The organism is Nocardia sp. NPDC049737 (genome assembly GCF_040674755.1).
Classification (GTDB): domain Bacteria; phylum Actinomycetota; class Actinomycetes; order Mycobacteriales; family Mycobacteriaceae; genus Nocardia.
Genome location: NZ_JBFANH010000001.1, coordinates 287,570 through 313,293, shown reverse-complemented (window position 1 = coordinate 313,293; position 25,724 = coordinate 287,570). Strand labels below are relative to the sequence as shown.

23 protein-coding genes and 1 pseudogene are annotated in these 25,724 nt (G+C 65.6%); 7 read left to right on the top strand and 17 right to left on the bottom strand.

The window, feature by feature from the left end:
- Positions 1-121: 121 nt before the first annotated feature.
- The 7 genes from AB0J47_RS01465 to AB0J47_RS01435 all read right to left on the bottom strand — a co-directional run bounded on the left by AB0J47_RS01465 (position 122) and on the right by AB0J47_RS01435 (position 6,857).
- Positions 122-1,225 carry an Hsp70 family protein gene (locus tag AB0J47_RS01465; protein WP_364339209.1) on the bottom strand — a complete coding sequence of 368 codons (1,104 nt, stop codon included), beginning with the start codon at positions 1,223-1,225 and terminating at the stop codon, positions 122-124.
- Positions 1,226-1,737: 512 nt separating this feature from the next.
- Positions 1,738-2,448, bottom strand: coding sequence for a hypothetical protein (locus AB0J47_RS01460; RefSeq protein WP_364339206.1), 711 nt, complete (start codon positions 2,446-2,448; stop codon positions 1,738-1,740).
- Between the two features lie 293 nt (positions 2,449-2,741).
- The gene (locus AB0J47_RS01455; RefSeq protein WP_364339204.1) at positions 2,742-3,737 is read right to left on the bottom strand and encodes a sulfate ABC transporter ATP-binding protein; all 996 of its coding nucleotides are present in this window, start codon (positions 3,735-3,737) and stop codon (positions 2,742-2,744) included.
- Positions 3,734-4,540, bottom strand: a complete 807-nt coding sequence (gene cysW / locus AB0J47_RS01450) for a sulfate ABC transporter permease subunit CysW (RefSeq protein ID WP_364339202.1) — start codon at positions 4,538-4,540, stop codon at positions 3,734-3,736. The genes AB0J47_RS01455 and cysW overlap by 4 nt, the downstream gene beginning before the upstream one ends.
- Positions 4,537-5,337, bottom strand: a complete 801-nt coding sequence (cysT, locus tag AB0J47_RS01445; RefSeq protein ID WP_364339776.1) for a sulfate ABC transporter permease subunit CysT — start codon at positions 5,335-5,337, stop codon at positions 4,537-4,539. Before cysT ends, cysW begins: the two co-directional genes overlap by 4 nt.
- A gap of 208 nt (positions 5,338-5,545) precedes the next feature.
- Positions 5,546-6,604, bottom strand: a complete 1,059-nt coding sequence (locus AB0J47_RS01440; RefSeq protein ID WP_364339200.1) for a sulfate ABC transporter substrate-binding protein — start codon at positions 6,602-6,604, stop codon at positions 5,546-5,548.
- 163 nt (positions 6,605-6,767) lie between these two features.
- Positions 6,768-6,857, bottom strand: coding sequence for an Ms4533A family Cys-rich leader peptide (locus tag AB0J47_RS01435; RefSeq protein ID WP_309546086.1), 90 nt, complete (start codon positions 6,855-6,857; stop codon positions 6,768-6,770).
- Between the two features lie 106 nt (positions 6,858-6,963).
- On the opposite strand from AB0J47_RS01435, the gene AB0J47_RS01430 reads away from it, so the two are divergent.
- Positions 6,964-8,034, top strand: coding sequence for a M48 family metallopeptidase (locus AB0J47_RS01430; RefSeq protein WP_364339196.1), 1,071 nt, complete (start codon positions 6,964-6,966; stop codon positions 8,032-8,034).
- Between the two features lie 66 nt (positions 8,035-8,100).
- Here AB0J47_RS01430 and AB0J47_RS01425 read toward each other — a convergent pair whose 3' ends face one another.
- Positions 8,101-8,388 (bottom strand): hypothetical protein, encoded by a 288-nt coding sequence (locus AB0J47_RS01425; protein WP_364339194.1) that lies wholly within the window; start codon positions 8,386-8,388, stop codon positions 8,101-8,103.
- Between the two features lie 106 nt (positions 8,389-8,494).
- Between AB0J47_RS01425 and AB0J47_RS01420 the strand changes: the two genes are divergently transcribed.
- Positions 8,495-10,483, top strand: coding sequence for a glycoside hydrolase family 15 protein (locus AB0J47_RS01420; RefSeq protein ID WP_364339192.1), 1,989 nt, complete (start codon positions 8,495-8,497; stop codon positions 10,481-10,483).
- Between the two features lie 23 nt (positions 10,484-10,506).
- On the opposite strand, the gene AB0J47_RS01415 is transcribed toward AB0J47_RS01420, so the two are convergent.
- Together AB0J47_RS01415 and AB0J47_RS01410 are read right to left on the bottom strand one after the other, a co-directional pair.
- Complete coding sequence (locus AB0J47_RS01415; RefSeq protein ID WP_364339190.1) at positions 10,507-12,306, bottom strand: hypothetical protein; 1,800 nt, start codon at positions 12,304-12,306, stop codon at positions 10,507-10,509.
- A gap of 86 nt (positions 12,307-12,392) precedes the next feature.
- The gene (locus AB0J47_RS01410) at positions 12,393-14,618 is read right to left on the bottom strand and encodes a hypothetical protein (protein WP_364339188.1); all 2,226 of its coding nucleotides are present in this window, start codon (positions 14,616-14,618) and stop codon (positions 12,393-12,395) included.
- A 405-nt stretch (positions 14,619-15,023) separates the two neighbouring features.
- On the opposite strand from AB0J47_RS01410, the gene AB0J47_RS01405 reads away from it, so the two are divergent.
- From AB0J47_RS01405 to AB0J47_RS01395, 3 genes are all read left to right on the top strand, one after another.
- Positions 15,024-15,410 (top strand): hypothetical protein, encoded by a 387-nt coding sequence (locus AB0J47_RS01405; protein WP_364339186.1) that lies wholly within the window; start codon positions 15,024-15,026, stop codon positions 15,408-15,410.
- Between the two features lie 67 nt (positions 15,411-15,477).
- Positions 15,478-16,176: a response regulator transcription factor gene (locus AB0J47_RS01400; RefSeq protein ID WP_364339184.1), complete on the top strand. Its 699-nt coding sequence runs from the start codon at positions 15,478-15,480 to the stop codon at positions 16,174-16,176.
- A gap of 407 nt (positions 16,177-16,583) precedes the next feature.
- Positions 16,584-18,158 carry an ATP-binding protein gene (locus AB0J47_RS01395; RefSeq protein ID WP_364339182.1) on the top strand — a complete coding sequence of 525 codons (1,575 nt, stop codon included), beginning with the start codon at positions 16,584-16,586 and terminating at the stop codon, positions 18,156-18,158.
- Between the two features lie 3 nt (positions 18,159-18,161).
- On the opposite strand, the pseudogene AB0J47_RS01390 reads toward AB0J47_RS01395, so the two are convergent.
- The 4 genes and pseudogenes from AB0J47_RS01390 to AB0J47_RS01375 all read right to left on the bottom strand — a co-directional run.
- A pseudogene (locus tag AB0J47_RS01390) lies at positions 18,162-18,485 on the bottom strand (Uma2 family endonuclease); the annotation flags it as partial.
- A gap of 18 nt (positions 18,486-18,503) precedes the next feature.
- The gene (locus AB0J47_RS01385; protein ID WP_364339180.1) at positions 18,504-18,770 is read right to left on the bottom strand and encodes a hypothetical protein; all 267 of its coding nucleotides are present in this window, start codon (positions 18,768-18,770) and stop codon (positions 18,504-18,506) included.
- 106 nt (positions 18,771-18,876) lie between these two features.
- Positions 18,877-20,739, bottom strand: coding sequence for a translation elongation factor 4 (lepA, locus tag AB0J47_RS01380; protein WP_364339178.1), 1,863 nt, complete (start codon positions 20,737-20,739; stop codon positions 18,877-18,879).
- Between the two features lie 86 nt (positions 20,740-20,825).
- A complete protein-coding gene (locus AB0J47_RS01375) occupies positions 20,826-21,479 on the bottom strand; it encodes a DUF6304 family protein (RefSeq protein ID WP_364339176.1) in 654 nt (217 codons plus the stop codon).
- A 65-nt stretch (positions 21,480-21,544) separates the two neighbouring features.
- On the opposite strand from AB0J47_RS01375, the gene AB0J47_RS01370 reads away from it, so the two are divergent.
- Both AB0J47_RS01370 and AB0J47_RS01365 read left to right on the top strand, forming a co-directional pair.
- Positions 21,545-22,273 carry a hypothetical protein gene (locus AB0J47_RS01370; RefSeq protein WP_364339174.1) on the top strand — a complete coding sequence of 243 codons (729 nt, stop codon included), beginning with the start codon at positions 21,545-21,547 and terminating at the stop codon, positions 22,271-22,273.
- Between the two features lie 72 nt (positions 22,274-22,345).
- Positions 22,346-22,924: a type II toxin-antitoxin system PemK/MazF family toxin gene (locus AB0J47_RS01365; protein WP_364339172.1), complete on the top strand. Its 579-nt coding sequence runs from the start codon at positions 22,346-22,348 to the stop codon at positions 22,922-22,924.
- Between the two features lie 33 nt (positions 22,925-22,957).
- On the opposite strand, the gene AB0J47_RS01360 is transcribed toward AB0J47_RS01365, so the two are convergent.
- The 3 genes from AB0J47_RS01360 to AB0J47_RS01350 form a co-directional block, all read right to left on the bottom strand.
- Positions 22,958-23,746 (bottom strand): aquaporin, encoded by a 789-nt coding sequence (locus tag AB0J47_RS01360; RefSeq protein WP_364339170.1) that lies wholly within the window; start codon positions 23,744-23,746, stop codon positions 22,958-22,960.
- Positions 23,747-23,907: 161 nt separating this feature from the next.
- The gene (locus tag AB0J47_RS01355; RefSeq protein WP_364339168.1) at positions 23,908-24,750 is read right to left on the bottom strand and encodes a transglutaminase family protein; all 843 of its coding nucleotides are present in this window, start codon (positions 24,748-24,750) and stop codon (positions 23,908-23,910) included.
- Positions 24,747-25,721 carry an alpha-E domain-containing protein gene (locus AB0J47_RS01350; protein ID WP_364339166.1) on the bottom strand — a complete coding sequence of 325 codons (975 nt, stop codon included), beginning with the start codon at positions 25,719-25,721 and terminating at the stop codon, positions 24,747-24,749. The genes AB0J47_RS01355 and AB0J47_RS01350 overlap by 4 nt, the downstream gene beginning before the upstream one ends.
- Positions 25,722-25,724 lie beyond the last annotated feature (3 nt).

The window sequence follows — 25,724 nt, the reverse complement described above, 5'->3', positions numbered from 1 at the left end:
CACTGCCTCTCCTCGTAAGACACATTTACTGTATCCCATAGTTACACCTACGAGGAGTCACGTCAACCTGGCGCATATTCGGCATCCCCGGCGACGCTGCGGTACGCCGCCGGGTCTGCCTTTACCGCAGCCCGAGTTGCGACAGTCCCGCGACCACCGTGTCGGCGGGCAGCGCCAGCGCGAGCGCCACTCCTGCGGCCGACATCCCTGCCGCGATCGCCACCCGGGTCAAGCGGCGCCTGGTGCGCCGGGAAAGTAAGAGGGCGCGCGTCGTCGCTGCGCGTGCTGTGCGCCGATGATGATGTCCGGTCGCCTCCTTGTCCGCGGCAACGGCGCGACGCGCCAGGATGGCGGCGCCGTCGGCGATCGTGCGTTCCGGATCCGGGGCTGTGATCACCGGACGCGCCAGTTCACCGGCGAGCACCTGGGCCACTTCGACCGGCCGGGCCGCGCCGCCGACCACCAGGACGCAGTCCACATCGGCCATGGTCACATCCGCCATCCGCAGACAGCGATAGATCAACTTCAACGAGGATCGGATATGGATGGCGCGCAATTCGTCGGCGGTGGCCACACCGGAGATAGAGGCGGGCACGGTCCCGTTCCCGGCCCGTGCGGCGACCAGCGCGCCGAACGCCCGCCCGCCGAAGTCCGTCGAGCGGATCGGTACGCCGACAATCGGATTGCGCGGACGGCCCGCGCCGACTCGCACCAGCGTGATATCGAGGCTGGCACCGCCTAGGTCATAAACCAGGGCTAGACCCGGCATCAACGGCCCGCGTTCGGCCTCGAGCCAGGTGGCCGCCGCAACGGGTTCAGCAACCATCGCGACATGAGATAAGCCGATCGCGTCCAGCGCCGCGCGCAACTCCTTCACGTGTCCCTCGGCGTAGCCCGCCGGATGTGTCAGCATGACCCCCGCACCGTCCGCGCGACGATCACGCCGCGCCTCGGCGATCAGGCATTCCGCGACGACAGCGATCAGATCGGCCGCGGTCAGCGCGCGGTGCCCGACCCTGGCCTGCTTGGTCTTGCGTTGACTCAGATCGGCGAATTCGGTGATGGCGCGCCCGTGGCGCGGAATCATGCCGACCCTGGCCATTCCGTTGCTGTCGAAGGTGAGGGTGGTGCGGCGGGTGACGGCGGGCGAGCGTTCGGCGGCGGAGCGGCGACCGGGTGGAGCCTTGGCCGAACCCTCCTCCGCCAGAGCGGAAACCGTGTTCACCGTGCCTATGCTCAAACCGAGACCAACCGCCATCGCAATCCTCTGATCGCCGAGTCGATTTGCTTCGAACCCTTTTCACGCAACCACTCCGCGACCAGCCTGCCAACTACCGGACATACGGTTGTCCGCATGCCGCCGCCATTGACGCGGGCGGCATCGGACCAGCACCGACCCCGCTCACCTGGCACGAAACGTGAACCGCGGATGTCGCGGCCGGATCTCCTTACGGCGTGGCGGAATTCAACGATGACCTCTCGCAGTTTGCCAGCCGGTGACCACCCTGCCGTCTTGGTTGTCGATATACGAGCTCACATGCGAAAACAGCGACAAATCAACTACCCATCGAGGTTGCCGAACAGGCCGCGATGAGCCGACCCGAACCATGTCGATACCGACCAGTCCGCGACCGGCCGGACGAGCCCGATCCAGCAACGAGTTGCGACTCCCCGCACCGGAATTCGCAAGCGATTCCGGTGCGGGAAATCAAAACCATTGCGGCCATCGGCAACTGATCAGCAACATCCCAGCACCGCTTTGGCGCTCGCCGCCCGTCGCACCGGTGCCTGCCGCGGTCCGAGCAACCGCGAGACCATCTGCGCGGCTTGCTCCTGCCACCGCGCGTACGCCGTCGGAAAGCCCGAGCGCTGCGCGGCCTGCGCGGCCTGCCACAGCGGCATCGCCCGGTAGTCCGGCGCGTGGACCAGCAGTGCGTCCAGGAATCGCTCGGTCGCATAACGCAGATCGATGAGCTGCTCGGGCGTACCCCAGCCCGCGGACGGGCGCTGCTGGAACACCCCGAGCGAGTCGTAATCGACCGCCTCGGTCAGATTGCGCAGCAATGATTCCTGCAGTGCGGTGGCCAGCGCGACCACCGCCGCATAGGCGGGCATATCGCGACGCAGGACCACTTCGACAATCGTCCGCGCGTTATCCCATTGCTCCGGATTCGGCGTGAAATGCCGCTGCTCGCCCTCGATTCCGTGCGGTATCAACTGCGCCGGAGTCAGACCGCCATATGAGTTCGGGATCGGCTTCCCCACCGATTCCGGACCGATTGTGGCTACCCCGGGCGAGTCCGCGGGAATCTCGGTGATAACCGGGCCATCCGGTGCCCGCACGGCCGGCGTTCCGGGTGGTGGTGCGGCGATTGCCGGACCGGATTGGATTATCACCGCCGCGCCGGCAGCGGCCAGCGCGAGAAACATCTGTCTTCGAATTGACATGGTGATCGATCAACTTCCCGCCGCCCACATAAGGGCCGCGTTCGACGACCATTGCGAATGCTCACATCGGATTACGTCCCGATAATTCACCGGAACCCACTAGCATGTTTCGCATTCAGCACAATATGAGACGTGGAAACCGGAGTTCGGTTTCGACACGCCATGAATGGCCACGGATTTCACGCATGCGGAATCCGCAGCCATAAAGCGGAGTCGAATTCGCGGCGTGTGCGGCGCGCCCAGAGGCGGTAGCGGAGCGTAACCGCGGACGGCGCCGCGAATCGACAGTGCCCTTATCCCGCAGGCAGTTCCGGAATACGGGTGGCACGCGCGTACACGGTTTCCCCGTCGCTGAGCTGCAGCGCCTCGGCATCACCGCGGGTCACCTGAGCGGCGAACAGATCGCCGGTCGCCGCATTACGCAACTCGACGCGCACCTCGAAACCGAGGTGCACAACGCGTTCCACAGTGGCACGGGTGACGCCCGCCGATTCCGCAGTGCCCTCGTTCTTGGCCAGCGCCATGCTGGCATCGCGGCCGACGCGAATATCGTGCGGACGCACCAGATGTCCATTGAGCCGGGCCACCGCGCCCAGGAAGGACATGACGAATTCGTTGGCGGGCCGGTCGTAGACATCCTCCGGGCTGCCGACCTGTTCGATACGGCCCTTGTTCATCACCGCGATCCGATCGGCGACATCGAGTGCCTCCTCCTGGTCGTGAGTAACCAGCACGGTGGTCACGTGGACCTCCTCGTGCAGCCTGCGCAGCCAGGTGCGCAGATCGGCGCGCACCTTGGCATCGAGCGCGCCGAACGGCTCGTCCAGCAGCAGCACCTGCGGGTCGACCGCGAGCGCGCGAGCCAGTGCCATGCGCTGACGCTGACCGCCGGAAAGCTGGGCCGGGTAACGGTGCTGGAAGCCGTCGAGGCCGACGATGCCGAGCAATTCGTCGACGCGCTTGGCGATTTCGCCCTTGGGGCGCTTGCGGATCTTGAGGCCGAAGGCGACGTTATCGCGCACGGTCATATGTTTGAACGCGGCGTAATGCTGGAATACAAAGCCGATATCGCGCTTCTGCGGCGGCACGTGCGTGACATCGTTGCCCGCGATGGTGACGATGCCCCCGTCCAGCGACTCCAGGCCCGCGATCGAGCGCAGCAGGGTCGACTTGCCCGAACCCGACGGGCCGAGCAACGCGGTCAGCTCCCCCGACGGGATCTCGATGCTGACATCGTTCAGGGCGGCGAAGGAACCATAGTTCTTCTTCGCATTGGTCACGGTGATCACTTGGTGCCCCGCTTACGCTCGAGGAGGGTCATCAACAGGAGGACTACGAGGGCGAGGCCCATCAGCAGAGTCGCGGCGGAATAGGCGCCGAAGATGTTGTGGTCGTTGATGTATCGACCGTGTACGAGCAGAGTCAGCGTCTGCGATTTACCCGGCAGCGCCGAGGACACCATGATCACCGCGCCGAATTCACCGAGTGCACGCGCGACGGTCAACACGACACCGTAGGTCAGACCCCAGCGGATAGCGGGCAGGGTGATCCGCCAGAACGTCTGCCAGCGGGACGCGCCGAGGGTGGCCGCGGCCTGCTCCTGATCGTCGCCGATCTCGTGCAGCACCGGCTCGACCTCGCGCACCACGAACGGCAGCGTGACGAAGATCGTCGCGATCACCATGCCGGGCAGATTGAAGATCACCTTGAAACCGACGTCTTCGAGTCCGCCGAACCAGCCGTCCGCACCCCACAGCAGGATCAGCGCGACGCCCACCACGACCGGCGAGACGGCGAAGGGCAGATCCACAATGCCCTGCACCAGCGTGCGGCCCGGGAACTTGCCGCGCACCAGGGCGATCGCGGTGACTATGCCGAAGATGACATTCACCGGGACCACGATCACCACGATGAGGACCGACAGCTGGAATGCCGAGATCGCCGCGGGCGTGGAGATCGAGTCGATGAACGCGCCGATGCCCTTCTCGAAGGTGCGCCACAGAATGATGACCAGGGGTAGCACCAGCAGGACGAACAGGTAGCCGAGCGCAACCACGCGCAGCGAAATACGGGTCGGCCAGGACAGATTCATCGCGCCTCCTGCTCTTTGCGCGCCGTACGCTCGGCCCACAGCCGCAGTACCAGCAGGGTCGCGAACGAGATGACCAGCAGTGCGACCGAGACCGCAGCCGCATTCACCGGCCGGTCGATCTCGATCTGCTTCTGGATGTACTGCGAGGCCATTTCGGTCTTGCGTGGAATGGCGCCGCCGATCAGCACCACCGAACCGTATTCGCCGATGGCGCGGGCGAAGGCAAGGCCGCCGCCGCTGATGATGGCGGGGGCCAGGGTCGGCAAGACGACGCGGCGGAAGGTGGTCCAGCTGTCCGCACCGAGAGACAGCGCGGCCTGCTCGACCTCCCGGTCCGCCTCGATGAGCACCGGCTGCACCGAGCGGACCACGAACGGAAGCGTGACGAAGGCCAGTGCCACCACGAGGCCGGGCTGGGTGGCGTTGAGGTGGATATCAATCGGACTCTGCGGCCCGTAGAGCGACAGCAGCACGATGCTCGCGACGATCGTCGGTAGCGCGAACGGAAGGTCGATGAGCGCGTTGACGATGCTCTTGCCCGGGAACTCGTCGCGGACCAGCACCCAGGCGATCAGCGTGCCCATCACGACATTGATGATCGCCACCACCACGGAGACGAGCACCGTGATGCGCAGCGAGTCGATGGCCGCAGGTGCGGTGATCGCATCCCAGAACCCGGACCAGCCGTCATCGAATGAGGTGACGGTCAGCGCGGCCAGCGGTAGCAGCACGATGATGCTGAGCCAGAGCACCGCGGTGGCGATGCCGAGCGGACCCACCGAACCGGTTACCCGCAGCCACGACCAGTTCCGGCCTGCTGCCTTGGGTGTGGCGTCTTCGGAGCCGCCGGGAGCGGGCGCATGCCCGATCCCGGCGCTGCTGCTGTCAGTCACGATCGTCCAGTATCCTGCTTCGATTTGCGGTGTGCGCGGGGCCCTTCGTGGTTATGCGAGCTGCTTACTCCGGGCCCGTCGCACACACCGCAGGGTGTTTCGGATCACCGAATTACTTGGTGGCCTTGTCGTAGATGACCGCGACGGAGCCGGTGTTCGGGGTGAACAGGTCCTTGTCGACGGTCTTCCAGCCACCGAGATCGGCGATGGTCCACAGCTTCTGCGGAGTCGGGAAGTCCTTGGCGTAGTCGGCGGCCACCTTCGGGTCGACCGGGCGGAATCCCGCCGAGGCCCAAGCCTTTTGGCCCTCGGTGGTGAACAGGAAGTCGCGGAAGGCGTTCGCCGTGTCCAGATGCTTGCTGTTCTTCAGTACCGCGACCGGGTTCTCGATCTTGAAGGTGGTCGGCGGCACGATGTGCTCGATCGGATCGCCATTGCGCTCGGAGAAGATCGCCTCGTTCTCGTAGCTCAGCAGCACGTCACCGGTGCCCTGCAGGAAGGTCTCGGTGGCCTCACGGCCCGACTTCGGCTGCACCTGCACATGCTCCTTGGAGATGAGCTGGCTCAGGTAATCCAGACCCGCCTGCGGGTTCTTGCCGCCGTCGCTCTTGGCCGCGTACGGCGCGAGCAGATTCCACTTGGCCGAACCCGAGCTGAACGGGTTCGGGGTGACGACCTGGACGCCTGGCTTCAGCAGATCGTCCCAGTCCTTGATGCCCTTCGGGTTGCCCTTGCGCACCACGATCGCGACGACCGAGCCGAACGGAATTCCCTTGGTAGCGTCGGCATTCCAGCTCGGGTCGACCAGACCGGCGTCGACCAGGCGGGTGATATCGGGCTCGACCGAGAAGTTGACGATATCGGCCTCGGCGCCGTCCTTGACCTTGCGGGACTGATCGCCCGACGCGCCGTAGGAGCCGTTGATCTGGACGCCCTTGCCCTTATCGGTCTTGTTGAACTCGGGGACGACCTTGTCGAAACCAGGCTTCGGGACGGCGTAGGCGTACAGGTTGAGGGTGCCGCCGCTACCGTCGGCGCCACCGCCGCCGACGGTGTCACTCGCTCCACCACCGCAGGCGGCGAGCACAACGGCGGCGACGGCCGTTAGTGCCGCGATCACCGGGCGACGGTGCGATCGGGACGATCCGAGGAGCAAGGACCTGGGTGACATGGGTGGAACCTTTCCTATGCGCTCCGCCACGACATGGACTAGTTGTCGCGGCGGTAGAACTGCGGCGCGACTTGTCGACCGAAGGTCGGGGTACGGACACTGCTGCGAAAAGTTTGCGCGCCAGTCTAGAGAAAGATGGGTGCGCAGCAGCGCCCGGAGCCGATCAGCGACAGAGAATGTCCGCGACCGCGAGGTTGCCGACAGCGATCAACGCCAGTTCATGGCGGACCTGCGGGACGGCACTCGAAGACACGGGCAGACTGTAGCAGAGGAAACGTCACCAGTTCGAATCAACGCTAGCTATCCGCTTGCAGGCGGCAAAAACCGACAAAGTTCCTGGAAGAGGGGGGTTTCATCCTATGACTACCAGCCCGGACCGCGTACGCACCCGGTTCCCCGATATCAGCACTCGGGCATGGGAGCATCCCGCCGACCGCACCGCGTTGGTGACGCTGCGCTCGCTCGCCGGGTTCGACACCGTTTTACGAACCTTGTCCGGATTGCTGCAGGAACGCCAGCACCGGCTGCTGTACCTCGCGACCGCGGTCCGGGTGGACGAACGCCAGTTCCGTTCGCTGCACCAGTTGCGTCAGGACTGTGTGGAGGTACTGGACGCGCGCACCACACCCGAGATGTTCGTGCTGCAGAGCCCGCATGTGAACGCCTTCACGATCGGCATGGACCAGCCGTTCATCGTGCTGACGACCGGGCTGATCGATCTGATGGACACCGAGGAGCTGCGCTTCGTCGTCGGTCACGAAATCGGGCACGCGCTGTCCGGACATGCGGTGTACCGCACCATGCTCATGCATCTGCTGCGCATTTCGGCCAACCTGGGCTGGGTGCCGGTGGGTGGCTGGGCACTGCGCGCGATCGTTGCCGCACTGATGGAGTGGAGCCGCAAGTCCGAGTTGTCCGGCGATCGGGCCGGGCTGCTGTGTGGTCAGGATGTCGAGGCGTCGGTGCGGGTGCACATGAAGACCGCGGGCGGCACCTGGATCAAGGAGATGAACCACGGCGCGTTCCTGCAGCAGGCCGATGACTACGAGCGCTCCGGCGATCTGCGCGACGGTGTGCTGAAGCTGCTCAATCTGGAACTGCAGAGTCATCCGTTCTCAGTGCTGCGGGCCGCGGAGCTGCGCCGCTGGATCCAATCCGGCGAATACAACCGCGTGCTCGGCGGCGATTACCCGCGCCGCGAACACGATAAGAACACCAGGATCAGCGATGAGATCAAGGATGCCGCACGCATCTACCGGCAGAACTTCGACCAGTCGGAGGATCCGCTGATCCGCACCGTACGAAATCTCGGGCGTGATGTCGGATCGGCGGTGAGCACGGTCGGTCAGGAGGTCGGCGAAACCGTCTCCAAGATCGGCAAGCGGTTCAACGACTGGCGCACCGGTGCGGACCGGGACGCTAACGAGTAATAAGCCAGGCGATAACCACGAGCACGAGCAGGGCGATCAAGGCGAGCTGAACACGGGAACGCGGCATCAACGCGCCCCGCTCTGCGCGGTCTCGCGCACGGCAACCGGCGGCGCGATCGGCTCGGGCATGAGGACGGGCTCGGTGCCCACGACATCCTGCGCGGTGAGTGCCGTCGAGGCCATGGGATTACGGCCGAGCAGTTGCAGCGAGATCCGCAGCAATCTGTCCAGCAGATAGGCGATGGCGAAGCTGACCGGAACCATGCCGACCAACACCACGACGAACTGCGGGATAAACGGCAATCCCGCGACCCACAGTTCGAAGCCGTCCCACCACCCTGCGATCTGATGCACGGCACCAGCCTAGCCGTGTTGAATTTGCCGCGCCGTCGGCACCGCGTGGTGGTCGGGTTTCGGCGCGCGCGGTGGACGATACGGGCAGACGGACCGAAGATAAGGTATGGCGTCTTCCGATGATCTGACCGTCGACGAACCTGCCGACCTGCCTGTGCTCAGTCAGTTGACCGAGGTGCGCCAGCACGCCACCTATCCGCCGATCGACGATTACGCATTCCTGTCCGACTGTGAGACCAGCTGTCTGATCGCCAGCAATGGCGGCGTCGAGTGGATGTGTGTGCCACGACCCGATTCGCCGAGCATCTTCGGCGCGATGCTCGATCGCAGCGCCGGACATTTCCGGATCGGCCCGTATGGGGTAAATGTGCCCGCATCGCGGCGGTATCTGCCCGGCGGCATGATCCTGGAAACCACCTGGCAGACCGAGACCGGCTGGCTGATCGTGCGGGACGCACTGGTGCTCGGCCCATGGCACAACAATGAGCAGCGCAGCAAGACCCATCGCCGCACGCCAATGGATTGGGATGCCGAGCACGTCCTGCTGCGCACGGTGAAGTGCGTGAACGGCACGGTCGAGCTGGAGATGAGCTGCGAACCCGCCTTCGACTACCACCGCGCCCCGGCCCGCTGGGAGTACACCGGCAAGGTGTACGAGGAGGCCACCGCGGTGCGCACCACCGATCCGAGTGCGGGCCCGACATTGGTGCTGACCACCGACCTGCGGCTCGGACTCGAGGGCCGCGAGGCCCGCGCCAGGACCAGGATGAAGGAGGGCGACGAGGTGTTCGTCGCGCTGACCTGGTCGGAGTTGCCCGCACCGCGCACCTTCGAAGAGGCGGCGCAGAAGATGTGGCAGACCACCGAATGCTGGCGGCAGTGGATCACCCTCGGCGATTTCCCGGATCATCCGTGGCGCAACTACTTGCAGCGCAGCGCACTGACGCTCAAGGGACTCACCTACGCGCCGACCGGTGCGCTGATGGCCGCGGCAACCACCTCACTGCCCGAAACCCCTGGCGGCCAACGCAATTGGGACTACCGCTATACCTGGGTGCGTGATTCCAGTTTCGCGCTGTGGGGTCTGTACACACTCGGTCTGGACCGCGAGGCCAACGACTTCTTCGCCTTCCTGAGGGACGCCACCACCGGTGACAACGGCGAACCCGTTCCGCTGCAGGTGCTCTACGGTATCGGCGGCGAACGCGACCTCACCGAGACCACCCTCGACAACCTGACCGGCTACGACGGCGCCAAACCCGTGCGCATCGGCAACGGAGCGTACAACCAGGACCAGCACGATATCTGGGGCACCATGCTCGATGCGGTGTACCTGCACGTGAAATCCCGCCAACACGTGCCGGAGTCGCTGTGGCCACTGTTGGAGCGCCAGGTCGAGGCAACCATCGCGCGCTGGCGGGAGCCCGACCGCGGCATCTGGGAGGTGCGCGGTGAGCCACAGCATTTCACCTCGTCGAAGGTGATGTGCTGGGTGGCACTGGACCGCGGCGCGAAGCTGGCCGAACTGCACGGCGAATACGAGCGGGCCACCGAGTGGTACACCATCGCCGACCAGATCAAGGCCGATATCCTCACCAACGGCGTGAATGCCGACGGTGTCTTCACCCAGACTTACGGTGGCGACACCCTGGACGCGTCACTGCTGCTGGTGGTGCTGAACCGCTTCCTGCCGCCCACCGACCATCGGGTGCGCGCCACCGTGCTCTCGATCGCCGACCGGCTCACCGAGAACGGTCTGGTGCTGCGCTACCGGACCGAGACCACCGATGACGGATTGACCGGCGCGGAGGGCACCTTCACGATCTGCTCGTTCTGGTTGGTCTCCGCACTGGTGGAAATCGGCGAAGTACAGCGGGCCCGACATCTGTGCGAGCGGCTGCTCGGCTATGCGAGTCCGTTGCGGCTCTACGCCGAGGAAATCGATTCGCGCAGTGGGCGTCATCTCGGCAACTTCCCGCAGGCATTCACCCATCTGGCGCTGATCAATGCGGTAACGCACGTGATCAGGGCCGAGCAGTCACACCACTCCGGCGGGTTCCAGCCAGCGCACACACCGGCGAGCATTCCGACCTGAGGCCGTGAAGCGTACGGTCTTGCCTACGCGGCCGCGCTGACCCCATCGACCTCGGCGCGCAGCCCCCGCAGCCTGGCGAGTTGCACATCGAGGTCGGCGATGCGCTCCTCGCGGTGGTCGCCGTATTTGCCGTAGGCCACCTCCGCGACCCGCAAACGTTCGTCGGCGGTGCGGAGTACGTCGGTGGCGATATCGGTGAAGTGATCGCGCAGGGAGCGTTGCATGGCGCGCAACCGGTTTCGCGATTCCTTGCCGACCTGGAAGATCACATCGTCCATCAGTCTGGCCACCGAAACCCTGGCCTCGGCCTGACGGCGCTGCTTGCGCGCCTTGCGGTCGTCCCACAGGGCGTTGGCGCCGAGCAGCAGGGCGGCGGCGGCCGAGTACCAGTTCACCAGTGGCATTTTCAGGAGGCTGGTGAGTACACCGACCATCAGCAGGCCACCGTAGGACCCGCGCATGACGGTCAGGAATTGGCCGAGCACACCGGCTTTCCCGCTGATCAGCGGATCCAGCGGCGCGACTTGGTCGAGCACTTCACCGGGATTCTCCAGGCGTAGGTCCGGTAGCGGCGGGGTGCGGTGATCGGCGGGGAATTTGGCCGCAACCTGTTCGGACAGCTCAACCGCCCGGTAGTGCGCCACCACGAAATTCTCTTCGACGGCCTCGCAGATGCGCGCATCCAGATCCGCGCCGAAATCCTGCCAGCCGCGGGCCGGATCGGTCTGGGCGATCTCGGCCTCGGCATCGCGCACCAGACTGCGCAGCCGGTGCCGCAAATCGTGTTCGATATCGGCCATCAGCTCGGTGCTGCCGTCACCGAGGGTGACCTGCCAGTTGGCCGAACGTTGTCGCAGCTGATCGGCCCGGTCGCGGGCGGCGACCAGTTGTTCGGTGATTTCCACCCGGCGGCGCGGATCGCGCAGCGCCTCGGCCTCGGTCCGCAGGGTCACGGCCAAGTGGTCGGCGACCAACCGGATGTCGTTGGCCGCGGCTTCCAGCACCAGGCTGTCGGCCCGTGCCAGCACGTAGTCGCGCAGGTGGTCGACCAGTTGGGGCACGCCGGACTCCATATCGCGCTGATAATCGCCCGCCTGCAGATGCAGCAGCGCGGACACCGGTGCCACCGCGAAGCCGAGACCGGCCGCGTCCAATAGCTCGCGATTGCGTTGCTGGGTGTGCTGCCAATGCGGGTGCAGGTCGATCTTGTTCAGCGCGCAGATGACCGTCGGACAGAGCTGCTGGATGCGCTCGAGGTAACCGATCTGTTCCGCGCTGAATTCGATTCCGGCGTCACCGACGTAGAGCACCGCATCCGCGGCGGCGATCATCGACCAGGTGGTGTGGTCGTCGCCGTTGGAACCCGGTGCATCCATCAGGACGAGGCCCTCGGCCAGCAGGGGGCTCGGCTCGGTGAATTCGGCGCGGATCACCCCGTCGGCGGCCAGCGCAGGCCCGGGGTCCAGCGGATCGACAGCCTGACGTTCGATCTGGCCCGCGCCCAGCGATTTCACCAGCACGGCGCTCGGCTCCGGTCCGAACTCCACGATCACCGGCACACTCAGCGCACTCTCGGTGGCGCTCACCCGCGCCCCGATCAGACCGTTGACCAGGGTGCTCATACCGTTCTTCGCGGCACCTACGACCACCAGGCGCAGCCGTGTGTCACCGACCCGGGCCCGGACCATACTCAGTCGGCCACCCAGGTCTTGCCGGCCCGCGGAGCGAGTCATCTCCTGCAGTTGATCGAGGATTCCGATGACCGGCGCCATCGCCTCCGGATGTTTCACCGTGGCGGCCTCCAGCCCGGCTGCGGCAGACAACCGCTCCTCCTAACTGTCGTGCGGATATCGCGTTCGACGATGACATGCGCCAGCGCGACGGGTGCGCGCGACCCCCATGCGGCTTCCTAGATCAGGGTGATATCCAAGCCCGGCACGAGGTGGTGGCCGTCGTCGACACCCGGATCGGGCAGCAGCGGGGTAGACAGCCCGGCGGCCATGAGGCTCAGCGCCGCATGATCGGGCTCGTACACCGGGTGCGCGAAACCGGCCGGATCGCTGATTTCGGCGGCGATCGGGTGCGTCGGCGGCTTGATCGGGGTGACCGGGGCGGGCATCGTCGGCGCAGGCACGTGCGGCTGCTGAGTCGGGATCGGCGCCGGGGAGTTCGCGGTCGGGATATCGATATCCGGGGTCGGTGCGACCGTCGGTGCGGAGTGGGTGACCGTCGGCACCGAGACGGTCGGGACATCCACGGTCGGGTCGTCGACTTCCGGCTGGGTGGTGTGTGTATTCGGGATGGAGTTGCCGCCGTTTACGGTGCTCGGAGTGGTCCCGCCGTTGTGGCCGGTGCTGGTTCCACCACCGTTGCCGGTGCTCGGGAGTGTCACATCGTCGTCGTCCGGTGTCGTCGGCGTAGCGGTGTGGGTCGGTACCTGCGTGGTGGGGGCCTGTGTGGTCGGCGCGTGGGTGGCGGTCGGGATCTTCGTCGTCCCGCTGATATCCGGATCCGGAACCGTGGTGTGGCCGGGCCTGGTGCTGCCCGTATCGGGCGCCTTGGTCGGATGCCCGGTGGTGTTGTCGGCGGGGATCGGCACCGTCTTGGTGACAGTGGTCGGGATGCTGGTCACCGGCGTGGTGGTCGAATGCGAATCATCGACCACGACCGGATGCTTCGCCGGAACCGGCCGCGGCTCGAATAGCGCGGGCACCGTCGCGGCGGGTGCGGTCAGCGGCGACGGCCCCTGCGGCGCGACAAGGACATTGGCGACCGGGGTGCTCGCCACATCCGGCTGAATCGTGGTCTGCAGCGGGGTGGCCGCGACCGGCGCTGCCACCGCCGCGGGCGCGACGACCGCGGGGGCCACCGCCGCGGGCGCGACGGCCGGTGCGATCGGGGCGGGCAGCGGCGCCGCGAACGGCTGCACAGGCTGCACCGCGACGGGCTGCACGGCCGAGTACGGGGATCCGCCCACAGGCTGGGCGCCGACCGGGTTGACCGTGCCATGCGTGCCGGAATTGTCGAGTCCGGAACGTCCGGTGGTGCCGGGGGTTTGGCCGAGCCAATCGGAGAACCTGTCGATATTGTCACCGACTCGGCCCGCGCCCACCTCGATCTTCAGCGCGCCGTCGACCTCGACCTTGGACTGCGTGGCCAGGTACATCCCGTTCGGGCCGACGCTGAAGTCGACTTCGAGCTCGGTATGCACGCTGAACGCGGCCTCTGCATTGATGAATACGCCGACGGCATCCGGATTACCGACACCGTGGAACATATCGGCGCCGTGGAAGGCGTCATTGCCGTGGTACGCGTCGTCACCGTGGAACAGCGCACCACTGCCCCCGGTCGCGCCGCTGTGGAACATGTTTCCGCCGTAGAACGGAACGTTGCTCGCGACCGCATCGCCGTCGTCGGCGCTTTCGGCATCGCTGCTCACCGACTCGCTGATCGCCGTGTTGTGGGCCGTCGCCGACGTCGGAACACGGGGCAGGGTAAAGGGATTCGAACCCGGAGCGAGGAAGCTGTTCGGGTCGGGGAGGTGGAAACCATGGTCGCCCTGACCGAGGTCGAATCCGGGCAGTTTGCCGAAGCCGCCGGGCACGTGTCCGGTACCGAGATCGAGCCCGGACTGCGGTGAATCGCTGTGCAGATCGAGTCCGGACCGTTCGCTTTCGGTTCCGAGACCGAGTCCGGGCTGATAACTGTTGCCGTACCCGGTGTTCTGCCACGGCTGTACTGAATGCTGCTGCGGCACAGGCCCGATGTACACGCCGGAATTGGGCACATTCGGGATGGTGAACGGCGCGTTGACGCTGACATCGCGCGGGGTGGGCGTCGACGAATGCACTGGCGCGGACGGTGTCGAATTCGGGTCCGGATCCGGGAAGGTGACCACCGGACTCGGCGCGCCAGCATCGGGGTCGCGGGTGTAGGCCGAAGTCCAACTGTCGAGCCGTTGCCCGCCGGGATGGACAGGTGCGGGACCGCCATTGGTGGCGACCAGCGCGCCGCCGGTGACGTACGCGCCCGCCCGCGCTACCCGCGCGACGCCGGTGGCAACGCGATAGGCGGTATCGCCCGCACGATCGTCAGCTTCGGTGGCATCGCTGTCGAAGGGCAGGTCACTCGTCATGCAAGCTCCACTCTCAGGTTTCCAGCATCCTCACCACGCCGGGCAGACCGAGTGAAGATCACCTAACGATATTCCGGAAAACCCAACTGTCACATTCTGCAGGTCCGCAGAGCATACGACTGTGACGAGCAACATAACCTTGCCATTGCGGAAACCAGAACGGAAGCCCTGTTTCTGCGGGCATCACGAACGGGGGCAGGTATCACCATCCGACCTGCTCGAGCGCTCCGGGCCCACGACCCGAAACCGTGTCGACGAGACTAACTCGGCGGCGGCCAGGCGTACAGCCCGAAGTTCGATGCGCCGCAAGAGATCTCTAATGATTGCTCAAGAGATGGTGAAGTTCGGCTCTCTAGCGTCGGTCTCGCCGGGACAACCCGGTATCGACGCGAAGGAGATCGCATCATGACCGCACCTTTCGGACGCGGCCGAGCCCGTATTCTCACCATCGTCACCGGTACCGCATTCGCCGCCACCGCGGCCGCGCTGGTCGCGGGTACCGCCTCGGCCCGGCCGCCGCTGCCTGCGCCGGGCGGCCCGAGCGTGACGTGTGTGCTGGACGGTCCGGGCGATACACATGTCCTGATCCAGCGCAGGCCGGGTCAGGAACTCGCCGTTCCGGCCACACCGCTGCCGCCGGGTGCCGCGCTGCCCGACTGCCCGGATATCGATCCATCCGGACCGGTCATCGTCGGACCCGGTGGTCCGCAGGTGATGATCGAACCTGGCGGGCCCGGCGTCGTGCATGTCCATCCCGCGCATCCGGCTCATACCGGCAGCAGCGGCAGCTGACCGAGCAACGGTTCTATCGTGACCCCATGACGGAAGCGTCGGGCAGCGATTGGGCGAGGGGTGCCGGGTGACGGGTGGACAGCGCATCTTGGTCGTGGACGATGAGGTTCGAGTTCTCGCGTCGCTGCGGCGCGGACTCGAACTCTCGGACTTCGAAGTGGTCACCGCGGGGGACGGTGCCGAGGCGCTGTCGATGGTCCACAGCGCCGAACCGGACGCCATGGTGCTCGATGTGAATATGCCGAATCTCGATGGGGCCGGCGTGGTTACGGCATTGCGCGCGATGGGCAACGACATTCCGATCTGCGTGCTCAGTGCGCGAACCGCGGTCAGCGATCGCATCGCGGCTCTGGAGCGCGGTGCCGACGATTACCTGACCAAACCTTTCGACCTCGGTGAACTGGTTGCCCGGCTGCATGCGCTGTTGCGCCGTCGGCCCGGGACGATCCGGCCGCACGGCAACGATCAACGCCACGTCGGACAGGTGCGGGTCGATCGGGCCGGACATCGGGTCTTCGCGAGCGGACAGCAGGTGGAGCTGACCAAACGGGAATTCGAGGTGCTCGCACTGCTGGCCGAGAACATCGGCATCGTCCTCAGCCGCGAGCAGATCCTTTCCGCTGTCTGGGGTTACGACTTCACCACCGACACCAATGTGGTGGATGTGTTCGTCTCGTATCTGCGACGGAAGTTGGAGGCGCACGGTGCGGCGCGAGTGATCCACACCGTGCGCGGAGTGGGTTTTGTACTGCGGGAGGAAGCGTGAGCGAGGGTCGGAGCCAGCGCTGGGCATCGCGAAAACGGCGGTCGTGGTGAATGACTGCCGAGGGAAAGCGCGTCCTCGCGCACGGCGGAATCGACCGCTGATGAAGTGGGAGCCATGCGTGAGCTTCAGCTAGGTGAACCAACGTCGCAGTGCGCCCGCACGCACAGCGAAGCCCAACATCGACGAGCCGGAGCCATGAATGAGCCTCGGCAAGAGCACCCAACAACACCGTGCACCCTCGCACACAGCGAAGCCCAACATCGACGAGCCGGAGCCATGAATGAGCTCCGGCGAGAGCACCCAACGACACGGTGCGCCTTGGCGCACAGCGGAATCGAGCGGCAACGAAGTGGAGTTATGAACGAGTACGCATCCCCGTGTGGAGCCGGACGGTGAGGGCGACGACGGTGTCATTATCGTTGCGCGCCCGGGTCGCACTGGTATCGGGCGTCGTGGCCGCGCTGGTGGCGGTCACGCTCGGCATCGCCTACACCGCCCTGCTCGACGCCACCGGATCTCGACAGTTCGACGAGACCGTGTCGACGATGGGCGTCGCGGTCGTGCAACGGTTCGATGTGCCACCGCACGCGGGGATTCCGGCACTTCCGCCACTTCCGCCGCCGCCACTGCCGGGACCCGCGGTGTCCGGGCCGGTGCTCGTCGGTCCCGACGGCGTCCGCACCACCGTGGCGGGTGCGCCCGGATTGGTGGTGCGGCTCGATCCCGATCGCGCACTGGTTGATTCGGCCATCCGCCGCAGCCAGCTGATCGGCGTCGGGATCGGCATCGCCGGCGTGCTGCTCGCCGCAGTGCTCGGCTGGTTCCTGGCCGGTTACGCCGCGCGGCCACTGCGCAGACTGGCCGCCGCGACGCACGGCATCGATACCCTCGAACAGCTCCCGCCGCTGAGCGGCCGCGGAGCCCGTGAGGCGGAGGAACTTTCCGACGCGATCACCCGCATGCTCGCACGACTGGAGGCGGCACACGGTGCCACCAACCGCGCACTCGCCAGTGCCAGGGACTTCGCCGCGGTCTGCGCTCATGAGTTGCGCACACCGCTCACCGCGATGCGCACCGACCTGGAAGTCCTGGCCACCAAGAAATTACCCGCCGACCAGCAGCGCGCGGTACTCGCCGATGTCCTGCTCGCCGAACGCCAGATCGAGAACACCCTGACCGATCTGGAACAACTCGCCGTCGGCGAACTCACCGAATCCGACGCCTTCGAACCCTTCGAACTCTGCGAAACCCTGGACCGCGCAGTGCAAGACGCCCGCCGCCGACACCCCGAAGTCCGCATCGATCTCACCGAATGCACCCCGACAACGCTGACCGGCCTACCAGGCGGACTGATGCTGATCGTCACCAATGCGGTCGCCAACGCCGTCCAGCACGGTCACGCGCGCACCATCACGATCGCCGCCCGTCGCTGCAATCCGAGCACCACCGCGACGAACCCAACCGATCCGCGCGTGGCTGGTCCAGGCCCCGCTGGCGTGAGCACCGCCGCTGCGAACACCCCGAATCCGAGCGTGGCCGTCGCAACCCCTACCGATTCAAGCTCTGACTGTCCGAGCACCGCAGGTACAACCCCTGCCGAAGCGAACCCGGCTGATCCGAGCATGGCCGGTCCAACCCCCACCGAGCCGAACACCGCCGGTACAAGCCCGGCTGAGGTGAACGCCGCGGATCCGAACGCCTATGTGCCCCCGGCCAATTCGAATGCACTCCACCACAACGTCGCCGACGCAACCTTGGGAGTCGAGATCATCATCGACGACGACGGCACCGGCATCCCCGAAACCCTGCGCCGCACCGCCTTCGACCGCTTCGTCAAAGGTCCCGGCTCGCCCGGCTCCGGCCTCGGCCTGGCCCTGGTCCGCCAGCAAGCCGAACTCCACTCCGGCACAGCAGAACTCGGCCCCAGCCCGTTAGGCGGCGTTCGCTTGCACGTGCGGATCGCGCTCCCGCGACCAAGCTGAAGCTCAGTCGCCCATGTCTTTGAGCGACTCGGTATCGAGCGTGATGCCCACCGGCTCTGGGAGGCTCACCGCCCGCCCGAATGCATAGCTGTGCACGTCCTGGTAGCCATCCTCATCAGGCTGGCTGTGCACGACTACCTTGCCGGTCTGGCGATCGATGAGCAGATAGATCGGGATCCCAGCTCGCGCATAGGCGATCGGCTTGTCGACTCGATCGCGCCGGTTGGTGTCCGGATCATGAGACGTGACTTCCACCGTCATCACCACGGCATCAGGTGAGGCCCACTCACCCGCGCCGGCGAAGGCATCCGGTGGCGCCAGAATGCCGTCGGGACGAGCTCGCCCCTAGCCGTACGACCCAACTGCCAAACCCTGCCCGATGACATGCAGAAACAGCCCCGGATTCAACGGCACCAGCAGCAAGAGCAGCCAGTTGAGTATCCGGCCATGGTCGCCATCGGGCACTCGTTTGACGACCAGTCGTCCGCCGATGAGTTCAACCTGCACGCCTGCGGTCTCACGCTCGACGGCCCGAGCGATCGACTCGAACTCGGTCGTGAGGATGGGCCCCTCTTCCGACACACGAGTCGGGTCTTCGTGCACCGCAGTCACAGCCCGCCGCCTCGGTTTCTGCCCACCTGACAACGGATCCTGCCTCATAGTCCCTCCCTATGAGACAGGATCCCGCATTTTGCCGACCGCCGCCGGAGTGGCGAACCTACTTCTGGCCCTTCGGCTTATCGGAGGCGGCATCAGAGGAGAGGGCGGCTACGAAGGCTTCCTGAGGGACATCGACGCGGCCGATGGTCTTCATGCGCTTCTTGCCCTCCTTCTGCTTCTCGAGCAGTTTGCGCTTGCGGCTGATGTCACCGCCGTAGCACTTGGCGAGCACGTCCTTGCGGATAGCGCGGATATTCTCGCGGGCAATGATTTTCGAGCCGATGGCGGCCTGGATGGGCACCTCGAACTGTTGGCGCGGGATGAGTTCGCGCAGTTTGGTGGTCATCTTGTTGCCATAGGCCTGGGCAGCGTCGCGGTGCACGATCGCGCTGAACGCGTCCACCGCCTCGCCCTGCAGCAGAATGTCCACCTTGACCAGATGCGACTCCTGCACGCCCGACTCCTCGTAGTCGAGGCTGGCATAGCCGCGGGTGCGCGACTTCAGCGAGTCGAAGAAGTCGAAGATGATCTCCGCCATCGGCATGGTGTAGCGCAGCTCGACCCGGGTCTCGGACAGATAGTCCATGCCGCCGAGTTCGCCGCGGCGACCCTGGCACAGCTCCATGATCGAACCGATGAATTCGCTCGGCGAGATGACGGTGCACTTGACCACCGGCTCGTACACATGGCGCACCTTGCCCTCCGGCCAGTAGGACGGATTGGTGACAACGTGCTCGCTGCCGTCCTCCATCTCCACCTTGTAGACCACGTTGGGCGCGGTGGAGATCAGGTCCAGATCGAATTCGCGCTGCAGACGCTCGCGGGTGATCTCCATATGCAGCAGGCCGAGGAAGCCACAGCGGAACCCGAAACCGAGCGCCACCGAGGTCTCCGGCTCATAGGTCAGCGCGGCGTCGTTGAGCTGGAGCTTGTCGAGCGCATCGCGCAGGTCCGGGTAGTCCGAACCGTCGACCGGGTACAGCCCGGAGTACACCATCGGGCGCGGCTCGCGATAGCCGGTGAGCGGTTCGGTGGCACCGCCACGCGCGGAGGTCACGGTATCGCCGACCTTCGACTGGCGCACATCCTTCACGCCGGTGATCAGATAACCGACCTCGCCCACGCCGAGACCCTGGGTGGGCTTGGGCTCCGGCGAGACGATGCCGACCTCGAGCAACTCGTGAGTCGCACCGGTGGACATCATCTTGATCTTCTCGCGCGGAACGATCCTGCCGTCCACCACACGGACATAGGTGACCACGCCGCGATAGGTGTCGTAGACCGAGTCGAAGATCATGGCGCGCGCGGGTGCGTCCGGATCGCCGACGGGCGGGGGCACCTGCTTGATGACCTCGTTCAGCAACTCGACCACGCCCACGCCGGTCTTACCGGAGACCCGCAGCACATCATCGGGTTCGCAGCCGACGATATGCGCGATCTCGGCGGCGTAGCGGTCCGGATCGGCGGCGGGCAGGTCGATCTTGTTCAGCACCGGGATGATCGTCAGATCCTTGTCCAGCGCCAGGTACAGATTCGCCAGCGTCTGCGCCTCGATGCCCTGCGCCGCATCGACCAGTAGCACCGCACCCTCGCACGCCTCGAGCGCACGCGACACTTCGTAGGTGAAGTCGACGTGGCCGGGCGTATCGATCAGATGCAGTACGTAGTCGGTGCCGTCGACCTGCCAGGGCAGCCGCACATTCTGCGCCTTGATGGTGATGCCGCGCTCGCGCTCGATGTCCATCCGGTCCAGGTACTGGGCGCGCATCGCCCGCTCCTCGACCACACCGGTGAGCTGCAGCATGCGGTCGGCCAGCGTCGACTTGCCGTGGTCGATGTGCGCGATGATGCAGAAGTTCCGGATCCGGGCGGGATCGGTGAACGTCGTGTCGGCGAAGCTGGCGGGCACTCCACTCCTCATGGGTATCGGCAAACTGCTATCCATCGTCCCATGCGCGAGGTAGCGGCACTGTCAGCGGTTCACTGTTCAGGGTTCCGTACCACTTTTCAGCCGCGATAGCCGGTGCCGGGGATGCGGTGCGCGTAGTCGGTGCACAGGTAGGTCTCGGGTACCTGCTCGGTCACCGGTACCTCGAAATAGTCGTCCTTGGTGCGGACCGCGAGGTACTGGTCCTTGGCATCGCGATGACACCACATGCCGGTGAGGCCGTGGCCGTACGGCGAGTAATCGGAGAACAGGCATGTTATGCAGGACAGCAGGCGGATGTCGTCCGGGAACTGCTGTCCGAGTCGGAACAACGCGTCCTCGAAGTATCTATCGGTGCCCTGGTAGGTCAGTCCGTCGATGTCGATGGCGAGTTCGAGTGACTCCCCCGCCCCGCCGGGGGGCAGGATCAGCCGGAAGTGGATCACGCCGGGGTGTCGCTGGTCGTGCGCCTGCACCGAGCAGGGCAGTTCGCCGGAGAAGACGCAGCCCGAGATGGCGTCCCACTCGTCGACAGGCAGTCCGGCCCGAAGCGCGGCGCTCTTGTCATAGGGACCGAGCGCGTCGAAGTCCGGACCCGCCACCGGAACGCCACGGATCACCGTGCGGATATCGAACCGGTTCGGACCCCAGTGCCGCGATGGCCCGATCCGCCACATGATGCGATCGGTACCGTGATCGTCGGTGTAGGTTCCCGGAAAAACCTGCGGTTGCACAGCTGGATCCTTCTCCCGCGACGAATTGCCCGACTCTAACCGAGAATTCGACGTATTTTCGGCGGGTGGAGAAAATGGTCTTCGTCCTGCGCCGATCCGATGCCGAGGCAACCGAGTCGTGGTGTGAATCGCTGCGCACCACCGTGGCCGCGCAACTGGTCGACCTGGGGGTTGCGGGTGTCACTGTCTATGTACGTGATGCGGCGGTCCAGGCCGCATTGATGCGGATGGTCACGCTGGATCCGCCGATCGCCGCGGCGGTCACGGTCTGGGTCGAGCAGAGCTATGGTCCCGAGGCCACGGCCGCGGCGGAGATTCTCGCCGAATTCGCTACCGCGGCACACGGCTATCTGGTGACCGAGTCGGTGCCGATGCGGCTCGACGATTCGGTCCCGACCCGCACCGAGGGCTTCGGCAACCTCGCCTTTCTGCGCAAGCCCGCCGAACTCACGCGGGCGGAATGGCTGAGTGACTGGCAGGGACGGCATACCGCGGTGGCCATCGAGACGCAGTCGACGTTCGGCTATTCCCAGAACGTCGTGGTACGGGCGATCACACCGGACGCGCCCGCCATCGATGCCATTGTCGAGGAACAGTTTCCGGCGGCGGCGCTCACCGATCCATTGGTCTGGTACGGCGCGCGCGACGCGGCCGAGTTCCAGGACCGGGTGCGGCGCATGCTCGACTCGGTCACCCGGATCGGCGCCGATCGCGACCTCGATACCGTCTCCGCCAGCAGATATCCGGTGCTGCAACCGTTTTCGACACGGACATATCAGCGTACCGACGCATAGTGCGCGAACTCTCGCTACCGGGCGGTAGGCAGCGCTGATGAGAACACGAGATCGCGCCGTTACCATCCAAGGATGGCCCGAACTTGGAACACGATCGGCAAGCAGCTAGGCCTCATCGCGAAGCAGCAGGGTCCCAAGATCGTCAAGCAGCAGGGACCGAAGCTGGTCGACAAGCTGCAGCGCTCATCGCTGCTCGAGCGCGCGGTCGGGTCGCTGGCGACGCGTAAGGCGCCCCCGGTCGCGATCCGGCCGACCGCTTCGACCCCGGTGCCGACTGTCGAGCGGGCCAGGCAGGTCGTCTACTGCCCGCAGCTGGACGGTCGCGCCGATCCGGGCGAGATCGTGTGGACCTGGGTGCCCTTCGAGGAGGACCCGGCTAACGGCAAGGACCGCCCGGTGCTCGTCGTCGGCCGCGACCGCAGGACCCTGCTCGGGCTGATGCTGTCGTCGAATCCGGAACGCGCCCACGATCGCGACTGGGTCGGAATCGGCAGTGGCAGTTGGGATCACGAGGGCAGGCCGAGCTGGGTTCGCCTCGATCGAGTACTCGATGTCCCGGAGGACGGCATCCGTCGCGAAGGCGCGATCCTGGCCCGCAAGACCTTCGACCTGGTCGCCCACCGCCTGTGCGCCGAATACAGCTGGCACTGACCGTGAATCGCGCCCCGAAGCTACGAGAGGCGGTCAGGCGATCATTTCCCGGGAGCGGCCGAACAGCAGACCGTAGATCAGTGCGCCGAGTACGCCGCCGATGAGCGGGAACACCACGAACACCCAGACCTGCGGTCCCGCGCCGTCCTGGTAGAAGGCGACGGCGAGGCTGCGGGCCGGATTCACCGAGGTGTTGTCCACCGGGATGGAGATCAGGTGGATGACCGTCAGGGTGACACCGATCGACAGACCGGCCAGCGGAATATCGGAGATCTGGTCGGTGGAGGCCAGCACCACGAATACCAGCAGCGCGGTCAGCATGACCTCGATGATGATCGTCGCGGACAGGCCGTATCCGTTCTCGATCACCACCTGTCCGAGCGGACCGCGCACCGCGGACGGACTGTGCTTACCCCAGCCGTTCGCACCGAGCCCGTTGACCGCGCGGTCGTAGGAGGGCAGATTCTTGGCGATTGCGAACAGCACGAGTCCGGCCAGGAATCCACCGATCAGCTGCGCGATCACATAGCCGACCGCGGAGATCACCGAAAGCCTGCCGAGCAGCAACTGCCCGACGGTCACGGCCGGATTCACATGGCAGCCGGAGATCGGCCCGATCGCGTAGACCAGGAACAGCAGGGAAAGACCGAAGGCCAGTGCCACGCCGAGCGCACCGACGCGCTCACCGGCCAGTACCGCGGTACCTACACCGCTCATGACCAGCACGAATGTGCCGAGCGCCTCGGCGGCCCACTTCTTGGCCTCCGGCGTCGGCTCCAGTTCGGTGACTTCCTCGACGACTTCCTGAGCAGTGGGAGACATACGCGCCACCTTCCGAGAGGATCTTCCCCGTATGCACGGGGTTGTGCCTTGGACCTGCTACGAAAATCACGGCTGATGTGAAACTGGACGTTACGCGAGACGGGTGAGCACTACAACGCTAACCCTTCGAGCGATCCGCAAGGGATCGCTACGGTGCGGGGCTAGGCGAGCCGGGTGATCTCTACGACGACCTCCAGATCGGTCGAACCGCCGCCGGAGAAGATGCCCTTGAGCGGCGGCACATCGGCGTAGTCGCGGCCGACACCGACGGAAATGTGCTGTTCGTTGATGGCGATATTGTTGGTCGGGTCGTAGCCCCACCACGCGCCGGTCCACGCCTCGATCCAGGCGTGCGACTGCCCCGCGACCGTCGTATTGATCTCGGCGGCCGGATTGGGGTGCAGATATCCGGAGACGTAGCGGCTCGGAATCCCCATGCTGCGCAATAGCACCAGGGTCAGGTGCGCGTAATCCTGGCATACGCCTTGACGTTCGGCGAAAGCCTGCACGGCCGATGTGTGCACCGATGTGGTACCCGCTATGTAATTCATTTCGTCGTGCACCCATTCAGCCACTCGTACAACGGCTTTCGCGGGCGGAACGCCAAGCGCCAGCTGTTTCGCGATCGCGGCCAGCTTCTTGTCCTGCGGCACATAGGCGGTGGGCGAAAGCATTTCGTCGTAACGGTCACCGATGTGTTCGGAAAGCAATTCCTCCCAGGACAACTCCTCGACCGGACCGGCGAACGGTTCGGTCTCCACCACGGATGATCCGGTGACCTCCAATTCGGTATGCGGGGCGTGCAGATCGAAGGAAGTGACCGCGGTACCCCAGTAGTCGGTATACCGATAGGATCGGGTGGCGGGCACCGTCTCGACCCGATTCAGGATGACGTTCTGCCTGCTGTCCGCGCGCGGAGTGAGCCGAGCCTCGTTGAACGATCGGGTGACCGGGGCGTCATAAACATAACCGGTGGTGTGCACCACCCTGATCCGCCAGCTCACAGCTCTCCCTCCACCTGCGCATGGTTATCCTGACTGCTGCGCAGATCGGTCCAGGCCACCCATGGCGCGGCGTGGAAGTACTGCAGTGCGATCGCCTCGCTGACCTCGCGACAGGTCTTCTGAAGCGAAAGCAGGCGATTCTGCAGATCCTCCAGAAGCGCACCGGGCGGCAGGAATTCGAGTTCGCTGCGGGCCCGGCCGAGTAACCGCTGCGCCTCGTGGCGTGCACCGACCCGGCTGCTCGGGCGCTGATCGAGTTCGGTGAGGCAGGCCTCGGCCACCCGCACCGAATGGAAGACCGAACGCGGGAAAAGCCGGTCGAGCAGAATGAATTCGGCGACCAAATTGGCATCGAGCGCGCCGCGATGGGTGCGCAGATAGGTGTCGTGCGCACCGGCCGAGCGCAATACGGTCACCCACGCCGGTGACGAGGTGCGATCACCCGCGCGCGAAAGCAACAGGCGCACGGTCATATCCACGCGTTCGATGGCGCGACCGAGCAGCAGGAAGCGGTAACCATCGTCGCGGCTGAGGGTGGAGTCGGAGAGTCCGGCGAACATCGCCGCGCGCCCCTTGATGTAGTGGAAGAACTCGTGCGGGCCGAGACTGCGCGCGGCCTTCTCGGTGGCCGTGAGCCCGATATAGGTGGCGTTCAGGCACTCCCACATCTCGCTGGAGGTGACTTCGCGTGCGCCCCTGGCATTTTCGCGGGCATTGGCGATCGAGTCGACAATGGAATTGCCGTGGGCATGGCTGAAGGCGACCAGGTCGGTGACCGACCAGACATCGAGTTCGATCTCGGGCGGTTCGATACCCAACACCCGCAACAGAACTCGCGAGGTTCGGTCCGGATCCACCGTGGCGTCCTCGAGCAACTGATGCACCGCGACGTCGAGGATGCGGGCGGTGTCGTCGGCCCGTTCGACGTACCGTCCGATCCAGTACAGGGATTCGGCGTTGCGAGCCAGCATCAG

Coding starts and splice junctions, on each gene's coding strand:
- AB0J47_RS01410 (WP_364339188.1), bottom strand. CDS start 14,618: ATGACGAGTGACCTGCCCTTCGACAGCGATGCCACCGAAGCTGACGAT.
- AB0J47_RS01420 (WP_364339192.1), top strand. CDS start 8,495: ATGGCGTCTTCCGATGATCTGACCGTCGACGAACCTGCCGACCTGCCT.
- AB0J47_RS01460 (WP_364339206.1), bottom strand. CDS start 2,448: ATGTCAATTCGAAGACAGATGTTTCTCGCGCTGGCCGCTGCCGGCGCG.
- AB0J47_RS01365 (WP_364339172.1), top strand. CDS start 22,346: ATGGCCCGAACTTGGAACACGATCGGCAAGCAGCTAGGCCTCATCGCG.
- AB0J47_RS01440 (WP_364339200.1), bottom strand. CDS start 6,604: ATGTCACCCAGGTCCTTGCTCCTCGGATCGTCCCGATCGCACCGTCGC.
- AB0J47_RS01360 (WP_364339170.1), bottom strand. CDS start 23,746: ATGTCTCCCACTGCTCAGGAAGTCGTCGAGGAAGTCACCGAACTGGAG.
- AB0J47_RS01350 (WP_364339166.1), bottom strand. CDS start 25,721: ATGCTGGCTCGCAACGCCGAATCCCTGTACTGGATCGGACGGTACGTC.
- lepA (WP_364339178.1), bottom strand. CDS start 20,739: ATGAGGAGTGGAGTGCCCGCCAGCTTCGCCGACACGACGTTCACCGAT.
- cysW (WP_364339202.1), bottom strand. CDS start 4,540: ATGAATCTGTCCTGGCCGACCCGTATTTCGCTGCGCGTGGTTGCGCTC.
- AB0J47_RS01430 (WP_364339196.1), top strand. CDS start 6,964: ATGACTACCAGCCCGGACCGCGTACGCACCCGGTTCCCCGATATCAGC.
- AB0J47_RS01405 (WP_364339186.1), top strand. CDS start 15,024: ATGACCGCACCTTTCGGACGCGGCCGAGCCCGTATTCTCACCATCGTC.